General features: G+C 58.4%; 30 protein-coding genes. All 30 read left to right on the top strand.

Annotated elements, in window-relative coordinates:
• Positions 1-107 precede the first annotated feature (107 nt).
• The 30 genes from rplC (at position 108) to dsbD (ending at position 16,527) form a co-directional block, all read left to right on the top strand.
• Positions 108-776, top strand: coding sequence for a 50S ribosomal protein L3 (rplC, locus tag BGK68_RS04750; protein ID WP_013232185.1), 669 nt, complete (start codon positions 108-110; stop codon positions 774-776).
• Between the two features lie 2 nt (positions 777-778).
• Positions 779-1,399: a 50S ribosomal protein L4 gene (gene rplD, locus BGK68_RS04745; RefSeq protein WP_075256129.1), complete on the top strand. Its 621-nt coding sequence runs from the start codon at positions 779-781 to the stop codon at positions 1,397-1,399.
• Entirely contained in the window at positions 1,396-1,713 is a 318-nt protein-coding gene (gene rplW, locus BGK68_RS04740) for a 50S ribosomal protein L23 (protein WP_006464932.1), read from the top strand. Before rplD ends, rplW begins: the two co-directional genes overlap by 4 nt.
• The gene (gene rplB, locus BGK68_RS04735) at positions 1,713-2,540 is read left to right on the top strand and encodes a 50S ribosomal protein L2 (RefSeq protein WP_075256128.1); all 828 of its coding nucleotides are present in this window, start codon (positions 1,713-1,715) and stop codon (positions 2,538-2,540) included. The genes rplW and rplB overlap by 1 nt, the downstream gene beginning before the upstream one ends.
• A gap of 10 nt (positions 2,541-2,550) precedes the next feature.
• Positions 2,551-2,826, top strand: coding sequence for a 30S ribosomal protein S19 (gene rpsS, locus BGK68_RS04730; RefSeq protein ID WP_006464930.1), 276 nt, complete (start codon positions 2,551-2,553; stop codon positions 2,824-2,826).
• Between the two features lie 6 nt (positions 2,827-2,832).
• Positions 2,833-3,165, top strand: a complete 333-nt coding sequence (rplV, locus tag BGK68_RS04725) for a 50S ribosomal protein L22 (protein ID WP_008334132.1) — start codon at positions 2,833-2,835, stop codon at positions 3,163-3,165.
• A 9-nt stretch (positions 3,166-3,174) separates the two neighbouring features.
• Positions 3,175-3,993, top strand: coding sequence for a 30S ribosomal protein S3 (gene rpsC, locus BGK68_RS04720; RefSeq protein WP_008334135.1), 819 nt, complete (start codon positions 3,175-3,177; stop codon positions 3,991-3,993).
• A gap of 2 nt (positions 3,994-3,995) precedes the next feature.
• Entirely contained in the window at positions 3,996-4,415 is a 420-nt protein-coding gene (gene rplP / locus BGK68_RS04715) for a 50S ribosomal protein L16 (RefSeq protein WP_008334136.1), read from the top strand.
• 13 nt (positions 4,416-4,428) lie between these two features.
• The gene (rpmC, locus tag BGK68_RS04710) at positions 4,429-4,623 is read left to right on the top strand and encodes a 50S ribosomal protein L29 (protein WP_006464926.1); all 195 of its coding nucleotides are present in this window, start codon (positions 4,429-4,431) and stop codon (positions 4,621-4,623) included.
• On the top strand, positions 4,620-4,892 hold the full coding sequence (gene rpsQ / locus BGK68_RS04705; RefSeq protein ID WP_006464925.1) for a 30S ribosomal protein S17: 273 nt from the start codon (positions 4,620-4,622) through the stop codon (positions 4,890-4,892). Before rpmC ends, rpsQ begins: the two co-directional genes overlap by 4 nt.
• Positions 4,893-5,088: 196 nt before the next feature.
• The gene (gene rplN / locus BGK68_RS04700) at positions 5,089-5,457 is read left to right on the top strand and encodes a 50S ribosomal protein L14 (protein WP_006464924.1); all 369 of its coding nucleotides are present in this window, start codon (positions 5,089-5,091) and stop codon (positions 5,455-5,457) included.
• 9 nt (positions 5,458-5,466) lie between these two features.
• Entirely contained in the window at positions 5,467-5,781 is a 315-nt protein-coding gene (gene rplX, locus BGK68_RS04695; protein WP_034339785.1) for a 50S ribosomal protein L24, read from the top strand.
• A 5-nt stretch (positions 5,782-5,786) separates the two neighbouring features.
• Positions 5,787-6,326 (top strand): 50S ribosomal protein L5, encoded by a 540-nt coding sequence (gene rplE, locus BGK68_RS04690; protein ID WP_075256127.1) that lies wholly within the window; start codon positions 5,787-5,789, stop codon positions 6,324-6,326.
• A gap of 7 nt (positions 6,327-6,333) precedes the next feature.
• Complete coding sequence (rpsN, locus tag BGK68_RS04685) at positions 6,334-6,639, top strand: 30S ribosomal protein S14 (RefSeq protein WP_008334139.1); 306 nt, start codon at positions 6,334-6,336, stop codon at positions 6,637-6,639.
• Positions 6,640-6,653: 14 nt separating this feature from the next.
• Positions 6,654-7,049, top strand: a complete 396-nt coding sequence (rpsH, locus tag BGK68_RS04680; protein ID WP_006464920.1) for a 30S ribosomal protein S8 — start codon at positions 6,654-6,656, stop codon at positions 7,047-7,049.
• 10 nt (positions 7,050-7,059) lie between these two features.
• A complete protein-coding gene (rplF, locus tag BGK68_RS04675) occupies positions 7,060-7,593 on the top strand; it encodes a 50S ribosomal protein L6 (protein ID WP_008334141.1) in 534 nt (177 codons plus the stop codon).
• 12 nt (positions 7,594-7,605) lie between these two features.
• Complete coding sequence (gene rplR / locus BGK68_RS04670) at positions 7,606-7,968, top strand: 50S ribosomal protein L18 (RefSeq protein WP_008334143.1); 363 nt, start codon at positions 7,606-7,608, stop codon at positions 7,966-7,968.
• A gap of 12 nt (positions 7,969-7,980) precedes the next feature.
• Entirely contained in the window at positions 7,981-8,499 is a 519-nt protein-coding gene (gene rpsE / locus BGK68_RS04665) for a 30S ribosomal protein S5 (protein WP_006464917.1), read from the top strand.
• 10 nt (positions 8,500-8,509) lie between these two features.
• Complete coding sequence (rpmD, locus tag BGK68_RS04660; RefSeq protein WP_006464916.1) at positions 8,510-8,689, top strand: 50S ribosomal protein L30; 180 nt, start codon at positions 8,510-8,512, stop codon at positions 8,687-8,689.
• Between the two features lie 26 nt (positions 8,690-8,715).
• On the top strand, positions 8,716-9,150 hold the full coding sequence (rplO, locus tag BGK68_RS04655) for a 50S ribosomal protein L15 (protein WP_008334147.1): 435 nt from the start codon (positions 8,716-8,718) through the stop codon (positions 9,148-9,150).
• A 19-nt stretch (positions 9,151-9,169) separates the two neighbouring features.
• Positions 9,170-10,501 carry a preprotein translocase subunit SecY gene (secY, locus tag BGK68_RS04650; protein ID WP_013232188.1) on the top strand — a complete coding sequence of 444 codons (1,332 nt, stop codon included), beginning with the start codon at positions 9,170-9,172 and terminating at the stop codon, positions 10,499-10,501.
• A 32-nt stretch (positions 10,502-10,533) separates the two neighbouring features.
• Positions 10,534-10,752, top strand: a complete 219-nt coding sequence (gene infA / locus BGK68_RS04645; RefSeq protein WP_005663428.1) for a translation initiation factor IF-1 — start codon at positions 10,534-10,536, stop codon at positions 10,750-10,752.
• Positions 10,753-10,782: 30 nt separating this feature from the next.
• The gene (gene rpmJ, locus BGK68_RS04640) at positions 10,783-10,896 is read left to right on the top strand and encodes a 50S ribosomal protein L36 (RefSeq protein ID WP_013232189.1); all 114 of its coding nucleotides are present in this window, start codon (positions 10,783-10,785) and stop codon (positions 10,894-10,896) included.
• A 28-nt stretch (positions 10,897-10,924) separates the two neighbouring features.
• Positions 10,925-11,290, top strand: coding sequence for a 30S ribosomal protein S13 (gene rpsM, locus BGK68_RS04635; RefSeq protein ID WP_006464912.1), 366 nt, complete (start codon positions 10,925-10,927; stop codon positions 11,288-11,290).
• A 42-nt stretch (positions 11,291-11,332) separates the two neighbouring features.
• Positions 11,333-11,737, top strand: a complete 405-nt coding sequence (gene rpsK, locus BGK68_RS04630; RefSeq protein ID WP_006464911.1) for a 30S ribosomal protein S11 — start codon at positions 11,333-11,335, stop codon at positions 11,735-11,737.
• A gap of 162 nt (positions 11,738-11,899) precedes the next feature.
• Complete coding sequence (gene rpsD, locus BGK68_RS04625) at positions 11,900-12,523, top strand: 30S ribosomal protein S4 (RefSeq protein WP_075256125.1); 624 nt, start codon at positions 11,900-11,902, stop codon at positions 12,521-12,523.
• 106 nt (positions 12,524-12,629) lie between these two features.
• Positions 12,630-13,607, top strand: a complete 978-nt coding sequence (locus BGK68_RS04620) for a DNA-directed RNA polymerase subunit alpha (RefSeq protein ID WP_006464909.1) — start codon at positions 12,630-12,632, stop codon at positions 13,605-13,607.
• Positions 13,608-13,794: 187 nt separating this feature from the next.
• On the top strand, positions 13,795-14,190 hold the full coding sequence (rplQ, locus tag BGK68_RS04615; RefSeq protein ID WP_008334167.1) for a 50S ribosomal protein L17: 396 nt from the start codon (positions 13,795-13,797) through the stop codon (positions 14,188-14,190).
• A gap of 147 nt (positions 14,191-14,337) precedes the next feature.
• On the top strand, positions 14,338-14,685 hold the full coding sequence (cutA, locus tag BGK68_RS04610; RefSeq protein WP_075256124.1) for a divalent-cation tolerance protein CutA: 348 nt from the start codon (positions 14,338-14,340) through the stop codon (positions 14,683-14,685).
• A 39-nt stretch (positions 14,686-14,724) separates the two neighbouring features.
• The gene (dsbD, locus tag BGK68_RS04605) at positions 14,725-16,527 is read left to right on the top strand and encodes a protein-disulfide reductase DsbD (RefSeq protein ID WP_143433186.1); all 1,803 of its coding nucleotides are present in this window, start codon (positions 14,725-14,727) and stop codon (positions 16,525-16,527) included.
• The last annotated feature ends 83 nt before the right edge of the window (positions 16,528-16,610 follow it).

Genomic DNA, 16,610 nt, shown 5'->3' with positions numbered 1-16,610 from the left:
CTTTTGTTTTACGGGCTATAATGCTCGGCTTCGATGTGGGTTTTGCGTCTGCAAGGCCCATAATTTATGGTAGTACGAACATCAGCCCCGCCCAATCGCAGGCGGGAATGGAGAAAACAATGAGCCTGGGCCTTGTTGGTCGCAAGGTTGGTATGATGCGCATCTTCACGGAAGATGGGGATTCGATCCCTGTGACCGTGCTGGACGTGTCCAACAACCGCGTGACTCAAATCAAAACGCCTGAAGTGGATGGTTATTCCGCTGTTCAGGTGACCTTCGGTCAACGCCGCGCTTCGCGTGTGGTGAAAGCCGCCGCCGGCCACTTCGCCAAAGCTGGCGTCGAGGCAGGTACTGTCCTCAAAGAATTCCGTGTTGACGCTTCCAAGGCTGCCGAACTGAAGGCTGGCGACGTCGTTGGCATCGGCATGTTTGAAGCTGGTCAGAAAGTCGACGTGCAAGGCGTGTCGATCGGTAAGGGCTACGCCGGTACCATCAAGCGTTACAACTTCTCGTCGGGTCGCGCGACCCACGGTAACTCCCGCTCGCACAACGTTCCTGGCTCCATCGGTATGGCGCAGGATCCGGGCCGCGTGTTCCCCGGCAAGCGCATGACCGGTCATCTGGGTGATGTCAAGACCACCGTCCAGAACCTGGAAATCGCCCGTGTGGACGCAGAGCGTCAGCTGCTGTTGGTGAAGGGTGCCGTTCCTGGCGCCAAGAACGGTCAAGTGATCGTTTCGCCGGCAGTCAAAGTCAAAGCGAAGAAGGGGGCTTAATAATGGAACTGAAGCTCCTGAATGACCAAGGTCAAGCTGCTTCGAACGTCGCCGCACCGGATACCATTTTCGGTCGTGACTACAACGAAGCCCTGATCCACCAGGTCGTGGTTGCCTACCAAGCCAACGCGCGTAGCGGCAATCGCAAGCAAAAGGATCGTGAAGAAGTCAGCCACACCACCAAGAAGCCTTGGCGTCAAAAGGGTACTGGCCGTGCACGTGCCGGTATGTCCTCGTCGCCTCTGTGGCGCGGTGGTGGCCGTATCTTCCCGAACTCGCCTGACGAAAACTTCACCCACAAGGTCAACAAGAAGATGTATCGCGCAGGTGTCTGCTCGATCCTGTCCCAGTTGGCTCGTGAAGGCCGCCTGTCGGTCGTCGAAGAGTTCGCCGTCGAAGCCCCGAAGACCAAGCTGCTGGCCCAGAAGTTGAAGGGCATGGGTCTGGAATCGGTGCTGGTTATTACCGACAGCCTGGACGAAAAGCTGCTGCTGGCCTCGCGCAACCTGCCGGGCGTGCTGGTGGTCGAGCCGCGTCAAGCTGATCCCGTGTCGCTGGTGTACTTCAAGAATGTCTTGATCACCAAGCCGGCTCTGGCAAAGATTGAGGAGTTGCTGGCATGAACGCAATCGTGAAACATAGCGAAGAGCGCCTGATGAAGGTGCTGCTGGCACCGGTGATCTCCGAAAAGGCAACCTTTGTCGCCGAGAAGAACGAGCAAGTCGTCTTCCTGGTCGCCAAGGACGCCACCAAGCTGGAAGTCAAGGCCGCCGTCGAACTGCTGTTCAAGGTGGAAGTGGAATCGGTGCAAGTCGCCAACCGTCAGGGCAAGCAGAAGCGCTCGCGCAACGGTATGGGCCGCCGCAACCACACCCGCCGTGCTTTCGTCAGCCTGAAGCCGGGTCAAGAAATCAACTTCACCGAGGAGGCTAAATAATGGCACTCGTAAAAGTGAAGCCGACCTCGCCCGGTCGGCGCGGCATGGTCAAGGTCGTCAATCCCGACCTGTACAAGGGCCGTCCGCTGGCATCGCTGGTCGAAAAGAAGTCCAAGACCGCCGGCCGTAACAACAACGGCCACATCACCACCCGCCACATCGGCGGTGGTCACAAGCAGCACTACCGTGTTGTCGACTTCCGTCGCAACAAGGATGGTATCCCTGCCAAGGTTGAGCGTATCGAATACGACCCGAACCGTACCGCGCACATCGCACTGCTGTGCTACGTGGACGGCGAGCGCAAGTACATCATCGCTCCCAAGGGCGTGTCGGTTGGCGATCAGCTGATCAGCGGTTCTGAAGCTCCGATCAAGTCGGGCAACACTCTGCCGATCCGCAACATCCCAGTCGGTACCACCATCCACTGCGTGGAAATGCTGCCGGGCAAGGGCGCGCAAATCGCCCGTACCGCGGGTGCCGCTGTCGTGCTGATGGCACGTGAAGGCACCTACGCTCAGGTTCGTCTGCGCTCCGGTGAAGTGCGTCGCGTTCACATCGAATGCCGCGCCACCATCGGTGAAGTCGGTAACGGCGAGCACAACCTGCGCAAGATCGGTAAGGCCGGTGCAACCCGTTGGCGCGGTGTGCGTCCGACCGTTCGTGGCGTTGTCATGAACCCGGTGGATCACCCGCACGGTGGTGGTGAAGGCAAGACCGCCGCTGGCCGTCACCCGGTTTCCCCGTGGGGCCAGCAGACCAAGGGCAAGAAGACTCGTAGCAACAAGCGTACGACTTCGATGATTGTCTCGCGTCGCGGCAAGAAATAAAGGATAAAACATGACACGTTCATTGAAAAAAGGTCCTTTCTGCGACGCCCACCTGGTGAAAAAGGTTGAGGCTGCCCAGGCTACCAAGGACAAGAAGCCGATCAAGACCTGGTCGCGTCGTTCGACCATCATGCCGGACTTCATCGGCCTGACGATTGCCGTGCACAATGGCAAGGCACACGTGCCGGTCTATGTGTCGGAAAACATGGTTGGTCACAAGCTCGGCGAATTCGCGCTGACCCGTACTTTCAAGGGTCACGCTGCCGATAAGAAGGCTAAGAAATAAGGTCCTATGATGGAAACTAAAGCTACTCTGCGCGGTGTGCACCTGTCGGCCCAGAAAGGCCGCCTGGTTGCAGACCTGATCCGCGGTAAAAAAGTTGATCAGGCACTGAATATCTTGGCCTTCAGCCCCAAGAAGGGCGCGGTCATCATCAAGAAGGTTCTGGAGTCCGCTATCGCGAACGCCGAACACAACGATGGTGCCGACATTGACGAGCTGAAAGTCAAGACCATTTATGTGGAAAAGGGTGCGGTCCTCAAGCGCTTCACGGCGCGTGCTAAGGGCCGTGGTGATCGTATTTCCAAGCAGTCGTGTCACATTTACGTGACCGTCGGAAACTAAGGAGTCACGATGGGACAGAAGATTCATCCAACCGGTTTCCGTCTGGCGGTTACGCGTAACTGGGGCTCGCGTTGGTATGCAGGCAACAACAACTTTGCCGACATGCTCAACGAGGACCTGAAGGTCCGCGCTTACCTGAAGAAGAAGCTGAAGAACGCTTCGGTTGGCCGCGTGGTCATCGAGCGTCCGGCCAAGAACGCCCGCATCACCATTTACAGCTCCCGTCCGGGCGTTGTGATTGGCAAGAAGGGTGAAGACATCGAAGTGCTGAAGTCGGCACTGGCCAAGCTGATGGGCGTGCCCGTGCACGTCAACATCGAAGAAATCCGCAAGCCGGAAGCCGATGCTCAGCTGATCGCTGACTCGATCTGCCAGCAGCTGGAAAAGCGCATCATGTTCCGTCGCGCCATGAAGCGTGCGATGCAGAACGCAATGCGTCTGGGCGCTCAAGGCATCAAGATCATGTCGTCGGGCCGTCTGAACGGCATCGAAATCGCACGTACCGAATGGTACCGCGAAGGCCGTGTGCCTCTGCACACCCTGCGCGCCGATATCGACTATGGCTTCGGCGAAGCTGAAACCACCTACGGCATCATCGGTGTGAAGGTGTGGGTCTACAAGGGCGATCGCCTGGCAAACGGCGAATCGCCGGTGCTGGTCGGCGAACTGGAAGACGACAAGAAGCGTCGTGGTCCCCGTCGTGACGACGGCAAGCCGGGTGCACGTCCCCGCTCCAAGACTGGTGCTCCTGGCGCCGGTGCAAAGCGTGGCGGTGGTCGTCCTCAAGCTGCCGATGCCGGTGTATCGGCTGAGAAAGCAGGAGAATAATCATGCTGCAACCAGCACGTAGAAAATATCGTAAAGAACAAAAAGGTCGTAACACCGGCATTTCGCACACCCGCGGAACCGCCGTCTCGTTCGGCGATTTTGGTCTGAAGGCAACCGGCCGCGGCCGTATCACTGCCCGCCAGATCGAAGCTGCTCGTCGTGCGATGACCCGTCACATCAAGCGCGGTGGTCGTATTTGGATCCGCGTTTTCCCGGACAAGCCAATTTCCCAGAAGCCCGCAGAAGTGCGTATGGGTAACGGCAAGGGTAATCCGGAGTACTACGTGGCTGAAATCCAGCCGGGTAAGGTACTGTACGAGATGGACGGTGTGGACGAAGCCCTGGCGCGCGAGGCGTTCCGTTTGGCTGCTGCCAAATTGCCGCTGTCGACGACTTTCGTTGTTCGCCAAGTCGGTCAATAATTAGGAGCGGAACATGAAAGCATCTGAACTCCGCGGTAAGGACAAGGCAGGACTGGAAAAGGAACTGGGCGAGCTGTTGAAAGCTCAGTTCAGCCTGCGCATGCAAATTGCGACCCAGCAACTGAACAATACCGCACAGCTGAAGAAGGTACGTCGCGACATCGCACGTGTGAAAACTGTGATCAACTCGAAGGATGGCCAACAATGAACGATCAAGTGAAACAAGCGCTCAAGCGCACGCTGATTGGCAAAGTTGTGTCGGACAAGATGGATAAGACCGTCACTGTCGAAATCGAGCGTCAAATGAAGCACCCGCTGTACGGCAAGATCATCAAGCGCACCAAGAAGTACCACGCGCATGATGAGCAAAACTCGGCGAAGGCCGGCGATGTGGTGGAAATCACCGAAAGCCGTCCGATCTCCAAGACGAAGTCGTGGACTGTGACCCGTGTGGTACAGGAAGCACAAATCGTCTAAGTAGTAAATGTAGTACTTGCGTGCTCGATATTATGCTGACATAATATCGAGCTCTTTCTTTGCAAAACAAAGTTTGCAGAGGAAGGCTCAAGAGTAGCTCTATTCGTCCCCTAACTAGCGAGTTCGCTTGCTAACAGGACCAAGACTGACCGCCAGCGCATCCTGCGAAGCGGATTAAGTTGGGAAAGAAAATATCATGATTCAAACTGAAAGCCGGCTCGAAGTGGCCGACAACACTGGTGCGCGCGAAGTTCTGTGCATCAAGGTCTTGGGTGGTTCCAAGCGCCGCTATGCGGGCATTGGCGATGTGATCAAGGTTACTGTCAAGAGCGCAGCACCGCGTGGTCGCGTCAAGAAGGGTGAAATTTATAACGCTGTCGTCGTTCGCACCGCCAAGGGCGTGCGTCGTCAGGATGGTTCGCTGGTCAAGTTCGATGGTAATGCTGCCGTCCTGCTGAACGCCAAGCTGGAGCCCATCGGCACCCGTATCTTTGGGCCGGTGACTCGTGAGCTGCGTACAGAGCGCTTCATGAAGATCGTCTCCCTGGCGCCTGAAGTTCTGTAAGGAGTAGTCATGGCAAAGATTCGTAAAAACGATGAAGTCATCGTGTTGACCGGCAAAGACAAGGGCAAGCGCGGTGTCGTGACTGCTCGTGTGGACGCCGATTATGTCATCGTGGAAGGCGTGAACGTCGCAAAGAAGGCGACCCGTCCGAACCCGATGACGGGTGCAACTGGCGGCATCGTCGATAAGCTGATGCCAATTCATGTGTCGAACGTCGCGTTGTTCAACGCTGCGACCGGCAAGGCAGATCGTGTGGCTTACAAGGAAGTGGACGGCAAGAAGGTCCGCGCTTACAAGTCCAACGGCGAAGTCGTTAAGGTTTAAACATCATGGCACGTCTTCAACAGTTTTATAAAGATAAGGTCGTCGCCGATCTGACTACGAAGTATTCGTACAAGTCGGTGATGGAAGTTCCGCGCATCCTGAAGATCACCCTGAACATGGGTCTGTCCGAAGCAGTTGCGGACAAGAAGATCATCGAGCACGCCGTTGGCGACCTGACCAAGATCGCTGGTCAGAAGCCCGTGGTGACCAAGGCTCGCAAGGCTATCGCTGGTTTCAAGATCCGCGAAGGCTACCCGATCGGTTGTATGGTGACCCTGCGTGGCGCCCGCATGTACGAATTCCTGGATCGTCTGATCACCGTGGCCCTGCCGCGCGTGCGTGACTTCCGTGGTGTGTCGGGTCGTGCGTTCGATGGTCGTGGCAACTACAACATCGGTGTGAAAGAGCAGATCATCTTCCCCGAAATTGAGTACGACAAGATCGATGCACTGCGTGGCATGAACATCAGCATCACCACGACTGCAAAGACCGACGACGAAGCGAAGGCGCTTCTCGCCGTATTTAAATTCCCGTTCAGAAACTGAGGATGCCATGGCAAAACTGGCACTGATTAACCGTGAACAGAAGCGCGCAGAAATGGTGAAGAAGTATGCTGCCAAGCGCGCCGAGTTGAAGGCTATTATCGACGACCAATCGAAGTCGGAAGAAGAGCGTTACGAAGCCCGCCTGAAGCTGCAGGCTCTGCCGCGTAACTCCGCTCCGACCCGCCAGCGCAACCGTTGCGCGCTGACTGGCCGTCCCCGTGGTACTTTCCGCAAGTTCGGATTGGGCCGTATCAAGGTCCGTGAAATCGCCATGCGCGGCGAAATCCCGGGTTTGACCAAAGCTAGCTGGTAATAGGAGAAGAAGCAATGAGTATGAGCGATCCTATCGCCGATATGCTGACCCGTATCCGCAATGCGCAAGGCGTGAACAAGACTACCGTCGTCATGCCGTCTTCCAAAGTGAAGGTCGCCATTGCCAACGTCCTCAAGGACGAGGGCTATATCGAAGATTTCGCCGTTGTTGCCGCTGATGGCAAGGCTGAATTGAAAATCGGTTTGAAGTATTACGCTGGCCGTCCGGTCATCGAGCGCCTGGAGCGCGTGTCCCGTCCGGGTCTGCGCATCTACAAGGGCAAGGACGATATCCCCAACGTCATGAACGGCCTGGGTGTGGCAATCGTGTCCACGCCGCGCGGCGTGATGACTGATCGCAAAGCACGCGCAACCGGTGTCGGTGGCGAAGTGATTTGCTACGTGGCCTAAGGAGTGCAAGATGTCTCGTGTAGGTAAAATGCCTGTTGCACTGCCGAATGGCGCGGAAGCGACCATCACTGCAGAGCAAATCACCGTCAAGGGCCCGCTGGGCTCCTTGACCCAACCGCTGACCAAGAAGGTCAAGGTGGTCAACAACAATGGCTCGCTGAGCTTCGAAGTGGCTGATGACAGCCGCGAAGCCAACGCGATGTCGGGCACCCTGCGTGCTCTGGTCAACAACATGGTCAACGGCGTCACCAAGGGCTTCGAAAAGAAGCTGAACCTGGTTGGCGTGGGTTTCCGTGCTCAAGCACAAGGCGACAAGCTGAACCTGTCGCTGGGCTTCTCGCACCCCATCGTTCACCAGATGCCCGCCGGCATCAAGGTTGAGACCCCGACCCAGACCGAAATCCTGATCAAGGGTATCGATCGCCAGGTGGTTGGCCAGGTCGCCGCTGAAATTCGCGCGTACCGCGAACCCGAACCCTACAAGGGCAAGGGTGTGCGCTACGCTGACGAAGTGGTGACGCTCAAAGAAACCAAGAAGAAGTAATAGGGGTTGACGATGGACAAGAAACAATCTCGCCTGCGCCGTGCGACTCAGACTCGCGCCAAGATCGCAGAACTGAAGGTGAATCGTCTGGCTGTGCACCGTACCAACACGCACATCTACGCCAGCGTCATCGGCCCCGACGCCAACGTGCTGGCTTCCGCTTCCACCCTGGAAGCAGAAGTCCGCGCCCAGCTGGCAGGTCAGACCGGCAAGGGCGGCAATGCTGCCGCTGCTGCCCTGATCGGCAAGCGCGTGGCGGAGAAGGCTCTGAAGGCCGGTGTGACTGAAGTCGCATTCGACCGCTCCGGTTTCCGTTATCACGGTCGCGTCAAGGCGCTGGCTGAGGCTGCGCGTGAAGCCGGCCTGAAGTTCTAAGGATTATCGATCATGGCAAAAATGCAATCGAAAACGCAAAGCGACAAGCCAGATGACGGCATGCGCGAAAAAATGATCGCGGTCAACCGCGTCACCAAGGTGGTGAAGGGCGGCCGCATCATGGGTTTCGCAGCGCTGGCAGTGGTCGGTGACGGCGATGGCCGTATCGGCATGGGCAAGGGCAAGTCCAAGGAAGTGCCCGTGGCCGTGCAGAAGGCGATGGAAGAAGCCCGTCGCAAGCTGATCAAGGTGACCCTGAAGAACGGTACCGTGCAACACACCGTCATCGGCAAGCACGGCGCTTCGTCGGTGATGATCTCGCCGGCCAAGGACGGTACTGGCGTCATCGCCGGTGGTCCGATGCGCGCGATCTTCGAGGTGATGGGCGTGACCAACGTGGTGGCCAAGTCGACCGGTTCGACCAACCCCTACAACATGGTCCGTGCCACCCTGGACGGTCTGTCGAAGATGAACACTCCGGCTGAAATTGCTGCCAAGCGCGGCAAGTCGGTCGAAGAAATCCTGGGCTAAGGTGATCGAGATGGCTAACACAATCAAAGTCAAACTGGTCAAGGGTCTGATCGGTACTCGTCAGGACCACCGCGCTACCGTGCGCGGTCTGGGTCTGCGTCGCGTCAACTCGGTGTCCGAACTGGAAGACACCCCGTCGGTGCGCGGCATGATCAACAAAGTGTCCTATCTTGTGAAAGTTGTGTCGTAAGCCTCGGCTTGCGAACGGAGCGAATCATGCAATTAAACACTATCCAACCCGCAGACGGCGCCAAGCACGCTAAGCGTCGCGTCGGTCGTGGTATCGGCTCTGGCCTGGGCAAGACCGCTGGTCGCGGCCACAAGGGTCAGAAGTCGCGTTCGGGCGGTTTCCACAAGGTCGGCTTTGAAGGCGGCCAGATGCCCCTGCAACGTCGTCTGCCCAAGCGTGGTTTCAAGTCGCTGGCGACGCCCTACAAGGCTGAAGTCCGCCTGTCCGACCTGGAAAAGCTGCCCGTCGCCGAGATCGACGTGCTGGCACTGAAGCAAGCCGGCCTCGTGTCGGAACTGGCTCGTGTCGTGCGTATCATCAAGGCTGGCGAACTGACCAAGAAGGTAACCGTCAAGGGTCTGATCGCAACCGCTGGTGCCAAGGCCGCTATCGAAGCTGCCGGTGGTTCCATCGCTGAGTGATCCGGTCCCGGAGCATTAATTGGCAACTACTCCTCAATTAGCAAAAGGTGCCGCAAAAGGATTCCCCTGGGGTCGTTTGTGGTTCCTGCTGGGGGCGTTGATCGTTTATCGCATCGGTGCACATATCCCGGTTCCGGGTATTGATCCGACGCAGTTGGCGCAGCTGTTCAAGCAGAATCAGGGCGGCATTCTGGGCATGTTCAACATGTTCTCCGGTGGTGCCCTGTCGCGCTTTACGATCTTCGCACTGGGGATCATGCCGTATATCTCGGCATCGATCATCATGCAGCTGCTGTCGGTGGTTTCGCCGCAGCTGGAAGCATTGAAGAAAGAGGGTGAAGCCGGTCGTCGCAAGATCACGCAGTACACCCGTTACGGCACCCTGGTGCTGGCGACCTTCCAGGCGCTGGGCATTGCGGTGGCGCTGGAATCGCAAGCCGGCCTGGTGCTGGATCCGGGTCTGGCCTTCCGTCTGACCACGGTGGTGACCTTGATTACCGGTACGATGTTCCTGATGTGGCTGGGCGAACAGATCACTGAACGTGGCCTGGGCAATGGCATCTCGATCATCATCTTCGCTGGTATTGCGGCAGGTCTGCCGAATGCTCTGGGTGGCTTGTTCGAGCTGGTCCGTACCGGTTCGATGAACGCTCTGTCGGCAATCCTGATCTGCGTGATCGTGGCTCTGGTGACGTTCCTGGTGGTGTTCATCGAACGTGGTCAGCGCAAGATCCTGGTGAACTATGCGAAGCGTCAGGTCGGCAACAAGATCTACGGTGGCCAGAGCAGCCACCTGCCGCTGAAGCTGAACATGGCTGGCGTGATTCCGCCGATCTTTGCATCGTCGATCATTCTGTTCCCGGCCACGATCACCAGCTGGTTCACATCGGGTGACACGTCGAACCCCTTCATTCGTTTCCTGAAGGATCTGGCGGCATCGATGGCACCAGGCGAACCGATCCATGCCTTGCTGTATGCGGTAGCTATCGTTTTCTTCTGCTTCTTCTACACCGCACTGGTGTTCAACAGCAAGGAAACGGCAGACAACCTGAAGAAGAGTGGTGCTTTTGTTCCGGGTATCCGTCCGGGTGACCAGACCGCGCGTTATATCGACAAGATCCTGATGCGCCTGACCCTGGCCGGCGCCGTGTACATCACCTTGGTGTGCCTGCTGCCAGAGTTCCTGATCGCACGCTGGAAGGTGCCGTTCTACTTCGGTGGCACATCGCTGCTGATCATTGTGGTCGTGACGATGGATTTCATGGCCCAAGTGCAGAACTATGTGATGTCTCAGCAGTATGAATCGTTGCTCCGCAAAGCTAATTTCAAGGGTGGCATGACACCGCGATAAGCGGGCTCATGCTCCAAGGAAGAAGACACGGAATGGCAAAAGACGACGTTATTCAGATGCAGGGCGAGATTCTTGAAAATCTGCCCAACGCGACATTCAGGGTTAAGTTGGAAAACGGTCACGTTGTACTCGGCCATATTTCCGGCAAGATGCGCATGAATTACATCCGTATCCTGCCCGGCGATAAGGTAACGGTGGAACTGACGCCTTACGATTTGAGCCGGGCACGTATCGTGTTCCGAACCAAGTAACAGTGAAACATTGAAAGAAAGAGGGCCACAATGAAAGTGCTCGCATCAGTCAAGCGGATCTGCCGCAACTGCAAAATCATCAAGCGCAATGGTATCGTTCGTGTGATCTGCACCGAACCTCGCCATAAGCAGCGCCAGGGTTAACTTAACGTTATTGATCGAGGAATAACGAATGGCACGTATTGCAGGGGTCAACATCCCCAACCATCAGCACACCGTAATCGGCCTGACCGCCATCTATGGTATTGGCCGTCCGCGCGCACAAGACATTTGCGCTGCTACCGGCGTTCCGACCAACAAGAAGGTCAAGGACCTGGACGATAACGAGCTGGAAAAGCTGCGTGACGAAATCGCCAAGTTCGTCGTGGAAGGCGATCTGCGCCGTGAGTTGTCCATGAACATCAAGCGTTTGATGGACCTGGGTTGCTACCGCGGTCTGCGTCACCGTCGTGGTCTGCCGGTTCGCGGTCAACGTACCCGCACCAACGCCCGTACTCGCAAGGGTCCGCGCAAGGCCGCTCAATCGCTGAAGAAATAATCCCGGCAGGCGCAAGCACTGGTCGGATTCAAGGAAGAAATTATGGCAAAGTCCCCCAACAACGCAGCAGCATCGCGTGTTCGTAAGAAAGTCAAGAAGAACGTTGCTGAAGGCATCGCGCACGTTCACGCTTCGTTCAACAACACCATCATCACGATCACCGACCGTCAGGGCAACGCTCTGTCGTGGGCAACTTCGGGTGGTGCTGGCTTCAAGGGTTCGCGCAAGTCGACTCCGTTCGCAGCCCAGGTCGCCGCTGAAAGCGCCGGCAAGGTTGCCATCGAATGCGGCATCAAGAACCTGGAAGTGCGTATCAAGGGCCCCGGCCCGGGCCGTGAATCCGCAGTGCGCGCTCTGAACAACCTGGGCATCAAGATCACCCAGATCCAGGACGTGACTCCGGTCCCGCACAACGGCTGCCGTCCGCCGAAGCGCCGTCGCATCTAAGTTGTAGTATAATCTTGCGCTTTCGCCTGTTCGTCAGGCAAAAGCGCAGGCAAATCACCCGCCAATCACCTTGGCGGGTTTTGTTCTTAAGACCACTGTCTGGCCGCATGCAGGTCAGACTAGCGTCCGGCAACATGGGACGTCATTGATAAAGGAAATACCGTGGCACGTTATATCGGACCGAAAGCAAAACTCTCCCGCCGCGAAGGCACCGACCTGTTCTTGAAGAGCGCACGCCGCTCGCTGGATTCCAAGTGCAAGCTGGATTCCAAGCCGGGTCAGCACGGCCGCACTTCGGGCGCCCGCACCTCCGACTACGGCAACCAGCTGCGTGAAAAGCAGAAGGTCAAGCGCATGTACGGCGTCCTCGAGCGCCAGTTCCGCCGCTACTTCGCTGAAGCCGACCGCCGCAAGGGCAACACCGGCGAAACCCTGCTCAAGCTGCTGGAATCGCGCCTGGACAACGTCGTCTACCGCATGGGCTTCGGCTCGACCCGCGCTGAAGCGCGTCAGCTGGTGTCCCACAAGGCCCTGACCGTGAACGGTCAAGTCGTGAACATCGCTTCGTACTCCGTCAAGGCTGGCGACGTCATCGCCATCCGTGAAAAGGCCAAGAAGCAAGTGCGTATCGCCGAAGCCCTGTCGCTGGCCGAGTCGAACGGTTTCCCGCAGTGGGTTTCCGTGGATTCGAAGAAGCTGGAAGGCACCTTCAAGTCGTCGCCGGACCGTACCGAAATCGCTGCCGACGTCAACGAATCGCTGATCGTCGAACTGTACTCGCGTTAATTCGTAGTACCGCCGTACCCCTGTGCCCACCTCATGGTGGGCATTTTTCCGAACTGCCATCAGCCTTATCGGTGTAACGAGCCGAGGGTATTGAAAAGGACAATTCATGCAAAACAGTTTGTTGAAGCCCCGCATCATCGAAGTGGAAACCCTGGCCCCCGGTCACGCAAAGGTCGTGATGGAGCCGTTCGAACGTGGTTACGGTCACACCCTGGGCAACGCGCTGCGCCGCGTGCTGCTGTCGACCATGAGCGGTTACGCTCCCACCGAAGTGACCATCGCTGGTGTGGTGCACGAATACTCGTCCCTGGACGGCGTGCAGGAAGACGTCGTGGACATCCTGCTGAACCTGAAGGGCGTGGTCTTCAAGCTGCACAACCGTGACGAAGTCACCCTGACCCTGAAGAAGGAAGGCGAAGGCGCCGTCCTGGCTTCCGATATCGATCTGCCGCACGACGTCGAACTGATCAATCCGGATCACGTCATCGCCAACCTGACCGGTGGCGGCAAGCTGGACATGCAGATCAAGGTCGAAAAGGGCCGTGGCTACGTGCCGGGTAACGTGCGTCGTCTGTCCGAAGACACCAACAAGACCATCGGCCGCATCATTCTGGATGCCTCGTTCTCGCCGGTGCGTCGCGTGTCCTACGCGGTCGAATCCGCTCGTGTGGAACAGCGTACCGACCTGGACAAGCTGGTCATGAACATCGAGACCAACGGCGTCATCACGCCGGAAGAGGCGATCCGCCAATCGGCTCGCGTGCTGGTCGATCAGCTCAACGTGTTCGCTGCCCTGGAAGGCACCGAAGCGACTGCAGAAGCACCGTCGCGCGCACCGCAGGTCGATCCTATCCTGCTGCGTCCGGTCGACGACCTGGAACTGACCGTGCGTTCGGCAAACTGCCTGAAGGCCGAGAACATTTACTACATCGGCGACCTGATCCAGCGCAGCGAAAACGAATTGCTGAAGACCCCGAACCTGGGTCGCAAGTCGCTGAACGAAATCAAGGAAGTCCTGGCTTCGCGTGGCCTGACCCTGGGCATGAAGCTGGAAAACTGGCCGCCGGCTGGTCTGGAAAAGTAATTCATGTCACCTGGCGGGCTGCGGTGCAAGCCGCGCCGCCAGGCTGACTTGAGGCTGTATCTGAAGTACCCGTCGTATTCGCAGCAAAGAACTTTTATCCGATATTTACCGGTCCGCGGTCAGGACAGCCCAGCTGGCCTGCCGATAGAAGAACTGGATCAAAACTGTAACCTGAAAGGAAATTACCATGCGTCACCGTCACGGTCTCCGCAAACTGAATCGTACTTCGTCCCACCGCCTGGCCATGCTGCGCAACATGACTGTTTCGCTGCTGCGTCATGAAGCCATCAAGACCACCCTGCCGAAGGCCAAGGAACTGCGCCGCGTCGTCGAGCCGATCCTGACCCTGGGCAAGACCGACACCCTGGCCAACAAGCGCCTGGCCTTCAACCGCCTGCGCGATCGCGAAATCGTCGGCAAGCTGTTCTCCGAACTGGGCCCGCGCTACGCTGCCCGTAACGGCGGCTACCTGCGCATCCTGAAGATGGGCTTCCGTCAAGGCGACAACGCACCGATGGCCTTCGTTGAGCTGGTCGATCGTCCGGAAGTCACCGACGCTGCAGACGCGCCGACCGCTGAGTAATCTCACGGACGTAGCTGCTCCAAGAAAAGCCAGGCATTGCCTGGCTTTTTTGTTTGCCACGCCGGTTTTCGCGCTTGTCCTTGTCTTGCATGGCCACGCAGCAGGTCAGGATGTGGTTGAATACGGCATCTGCAAGGAGATCTTCCGATGTCTGCTTCCCTGTTGAACCAACCGCTGCTGGTGTTGGCAAACCTGCCGGACCAGGCCTTGGCCGAACGCATCGCCGACGCGCTGGTCGAGCAGGGATTGGCCGCCTGCGTCAACATCCTGCCTGCGGTGCGCTCGGTCTATCGCTGGCAAGGAAAGGTCCAGCGCGACACCGAAGTCCCCGTGCTCATCAAGACCACGCAGGCCCGCTACCAGGAGCTGGAGCAGGCCATCCTGCAAGCCCATCCCTATGATGTGCCCGAGATCATCGCCCTGCCGATCACGGCGGGCCTGCCTGCCTACCTGGCATGGATGCAGGATGCGACCGCCCGTCCCTTGCGCGTATAGGCGCCCCCGCACTTCAGACAAGGAATACCGTTGAACCGCATGACCCCGCGCATTTCTGCCGACCCGCGCAAGCCTCTGCCGAGGCTGCCCTTGTTGATCTGGCTCGCCATCCTGGCCTTGCTGGGCCTGCTGGCCGCCAAGGCCGCCCAGGCGGCTGAGGATTACCTGCCGCCCGAACAAGCCTTCCAGCTCAGCGGCCGCATGGTCGATGCACAGACGCTGGAGCTGAGCTATCGGATTGCCGATGGCTACTACATGTATCGTGACCGCTTCCACTTCAGCGCCGAGGGGGCGACCTTGGCCGAGCCCCGGTTCCCGGCCGGCAAGCGCAAGTACGACGAGAATTTCCAGCAGGAAGTGGAGACCTATCACCAATCGGTCACGGCGCGCGTGCCGGTCAGTGGGGCGGTGGACAAGTTCGTGGTGCTGGCTGTTTCGCAGGGGTGCGCCGACAAGGGCTTATGTTATCCACCGATGACGCTCAAGCTGACCATGTCGGCGCAGGCCATCGGCCAGAGTGTGAGCCCGGCTGGCAGCGAGGGGGCAATCCAAGGTGGCGCTGGCGGCAGCGATATCGATGGCATTGCCGCCGTGCTCAAGAGCGGCAAGCTGTGGAGCATCCTCTCGCTGTTCTTCCTGCTTGGCATCGGGTTGTCCTTTACGCCCTGTGTGTTGCCGATGCTGCCCATCCTGTCCTCCATCATTGTCGGGCAGCAGCCGGGCGCCGGCGGTGGACGCGGGCGCAGCTTCCTGCTGTCGGTCGATTATTCGCTGGGCATGGCCCTGGTCTACACGGCACTGGGTGTGGCCGCCGGGATGCTGGGAGAGGGCTTGTCGGCCTATCTGCAGAACCCTTGGGTGCTGGGCGCGTTTGCCGTGTTGATGGCCGGGCTGGCATTGTCGATGTTCGACCTCTACACCCTGCAAGTCCCCGCCTCGTTGCAATCCAAATTATCCACAGCCTCCGGCGGAGGCAGTGGCAAATGGGTCGGTGTCTTCCTGATGGGCGCGATTTCGGCGCTGATCGTGGGCCCCTGCGTGGCGGCTCCCCTGGCCGGGGCCTTGCTGTACATCAGCCAGACCGGCAATGTGGTGCTGGGGGGCAGTGCCCTGTTTTCCATGGCACTGGGCATGAGCGTGCCGCTGCTGCTGGTCGGCGCGTCCGCCGGTGCCTTGTTGCCTCGCGCGGGTGCCTGGATGGATGCGGTCAAGCGCTTCTTTGGCGTGTTGATGCTGGGCACGGCCTTGTGGATGGTGTCGCCGGTGATCCCTTCATGGTTGCAGGTGGCTGGCTGGGCGGCGCTGGGCATCGGCTATGGCGCTTTCCTGCTGTGGACGCGTCCGGCTGGATGGATGTCCCGGGCACTCGGCCTGGTGGTGGTCACGCTGGGCTTGCTGCAACTGGTGAGCGTGGCCACCGGTGGGCGAGATCCGCTGGCGCCGCTATCGCATCTGCGCGGGCAGTCAGCCGCCGCGCAGGCCACCGACTTCGTGCGCATCCGCTCCAGCGCTGAGCTGGATGCGGCCCTGAAGGAAAACGCATCCGGCGAGCGCCGCCCGGTCATGCTGGATTTCTATGCCGACTGGTGCGTTTCCTGCAAGGAAATGGAACGCTTCACCTTCACCGATGAGCGCGTGAAGGCGCGCTTTGGCCAGATGCTGCTGCTGCAGATCGACGTGACCGCCAACAATGCCGATGACCGCGCCATGTTGAAGCGCTTCAATCTTTTCGGTCCGCCCGGCATCATGTTCTTCGATGCCGATGGCCGGGAACTGGCGCAGCGCCGCGTGATCGGCTATCAGGATGCTGACAGGTTCATTTCTACTCTGCAAAATCTGTAGTTCCACATGTCGCAATGTAATTTGAAAAGCACTTTATAGTCGTTGGCCTGAGGCTGGCCTCGCGTTATAGTCAGCCTTCTGTT

The sequence above is a fragment of the Herbaspirillum camelliae genome, assembly GCF_001929405.1.
GTDB classification, from domain to species: Bacteria; Pseudomonadota; Gammaproteobacteria; order Burkholderiales; family Burkholderiaceae_D; genus Herbaspirillum; species Herbaspirillum seropedicae.
The sequence above is the reverse complement of the archived record's forward strand: the minus strand, read 5'-3'. Positions and strand labels throughout refer to the sequence as shown.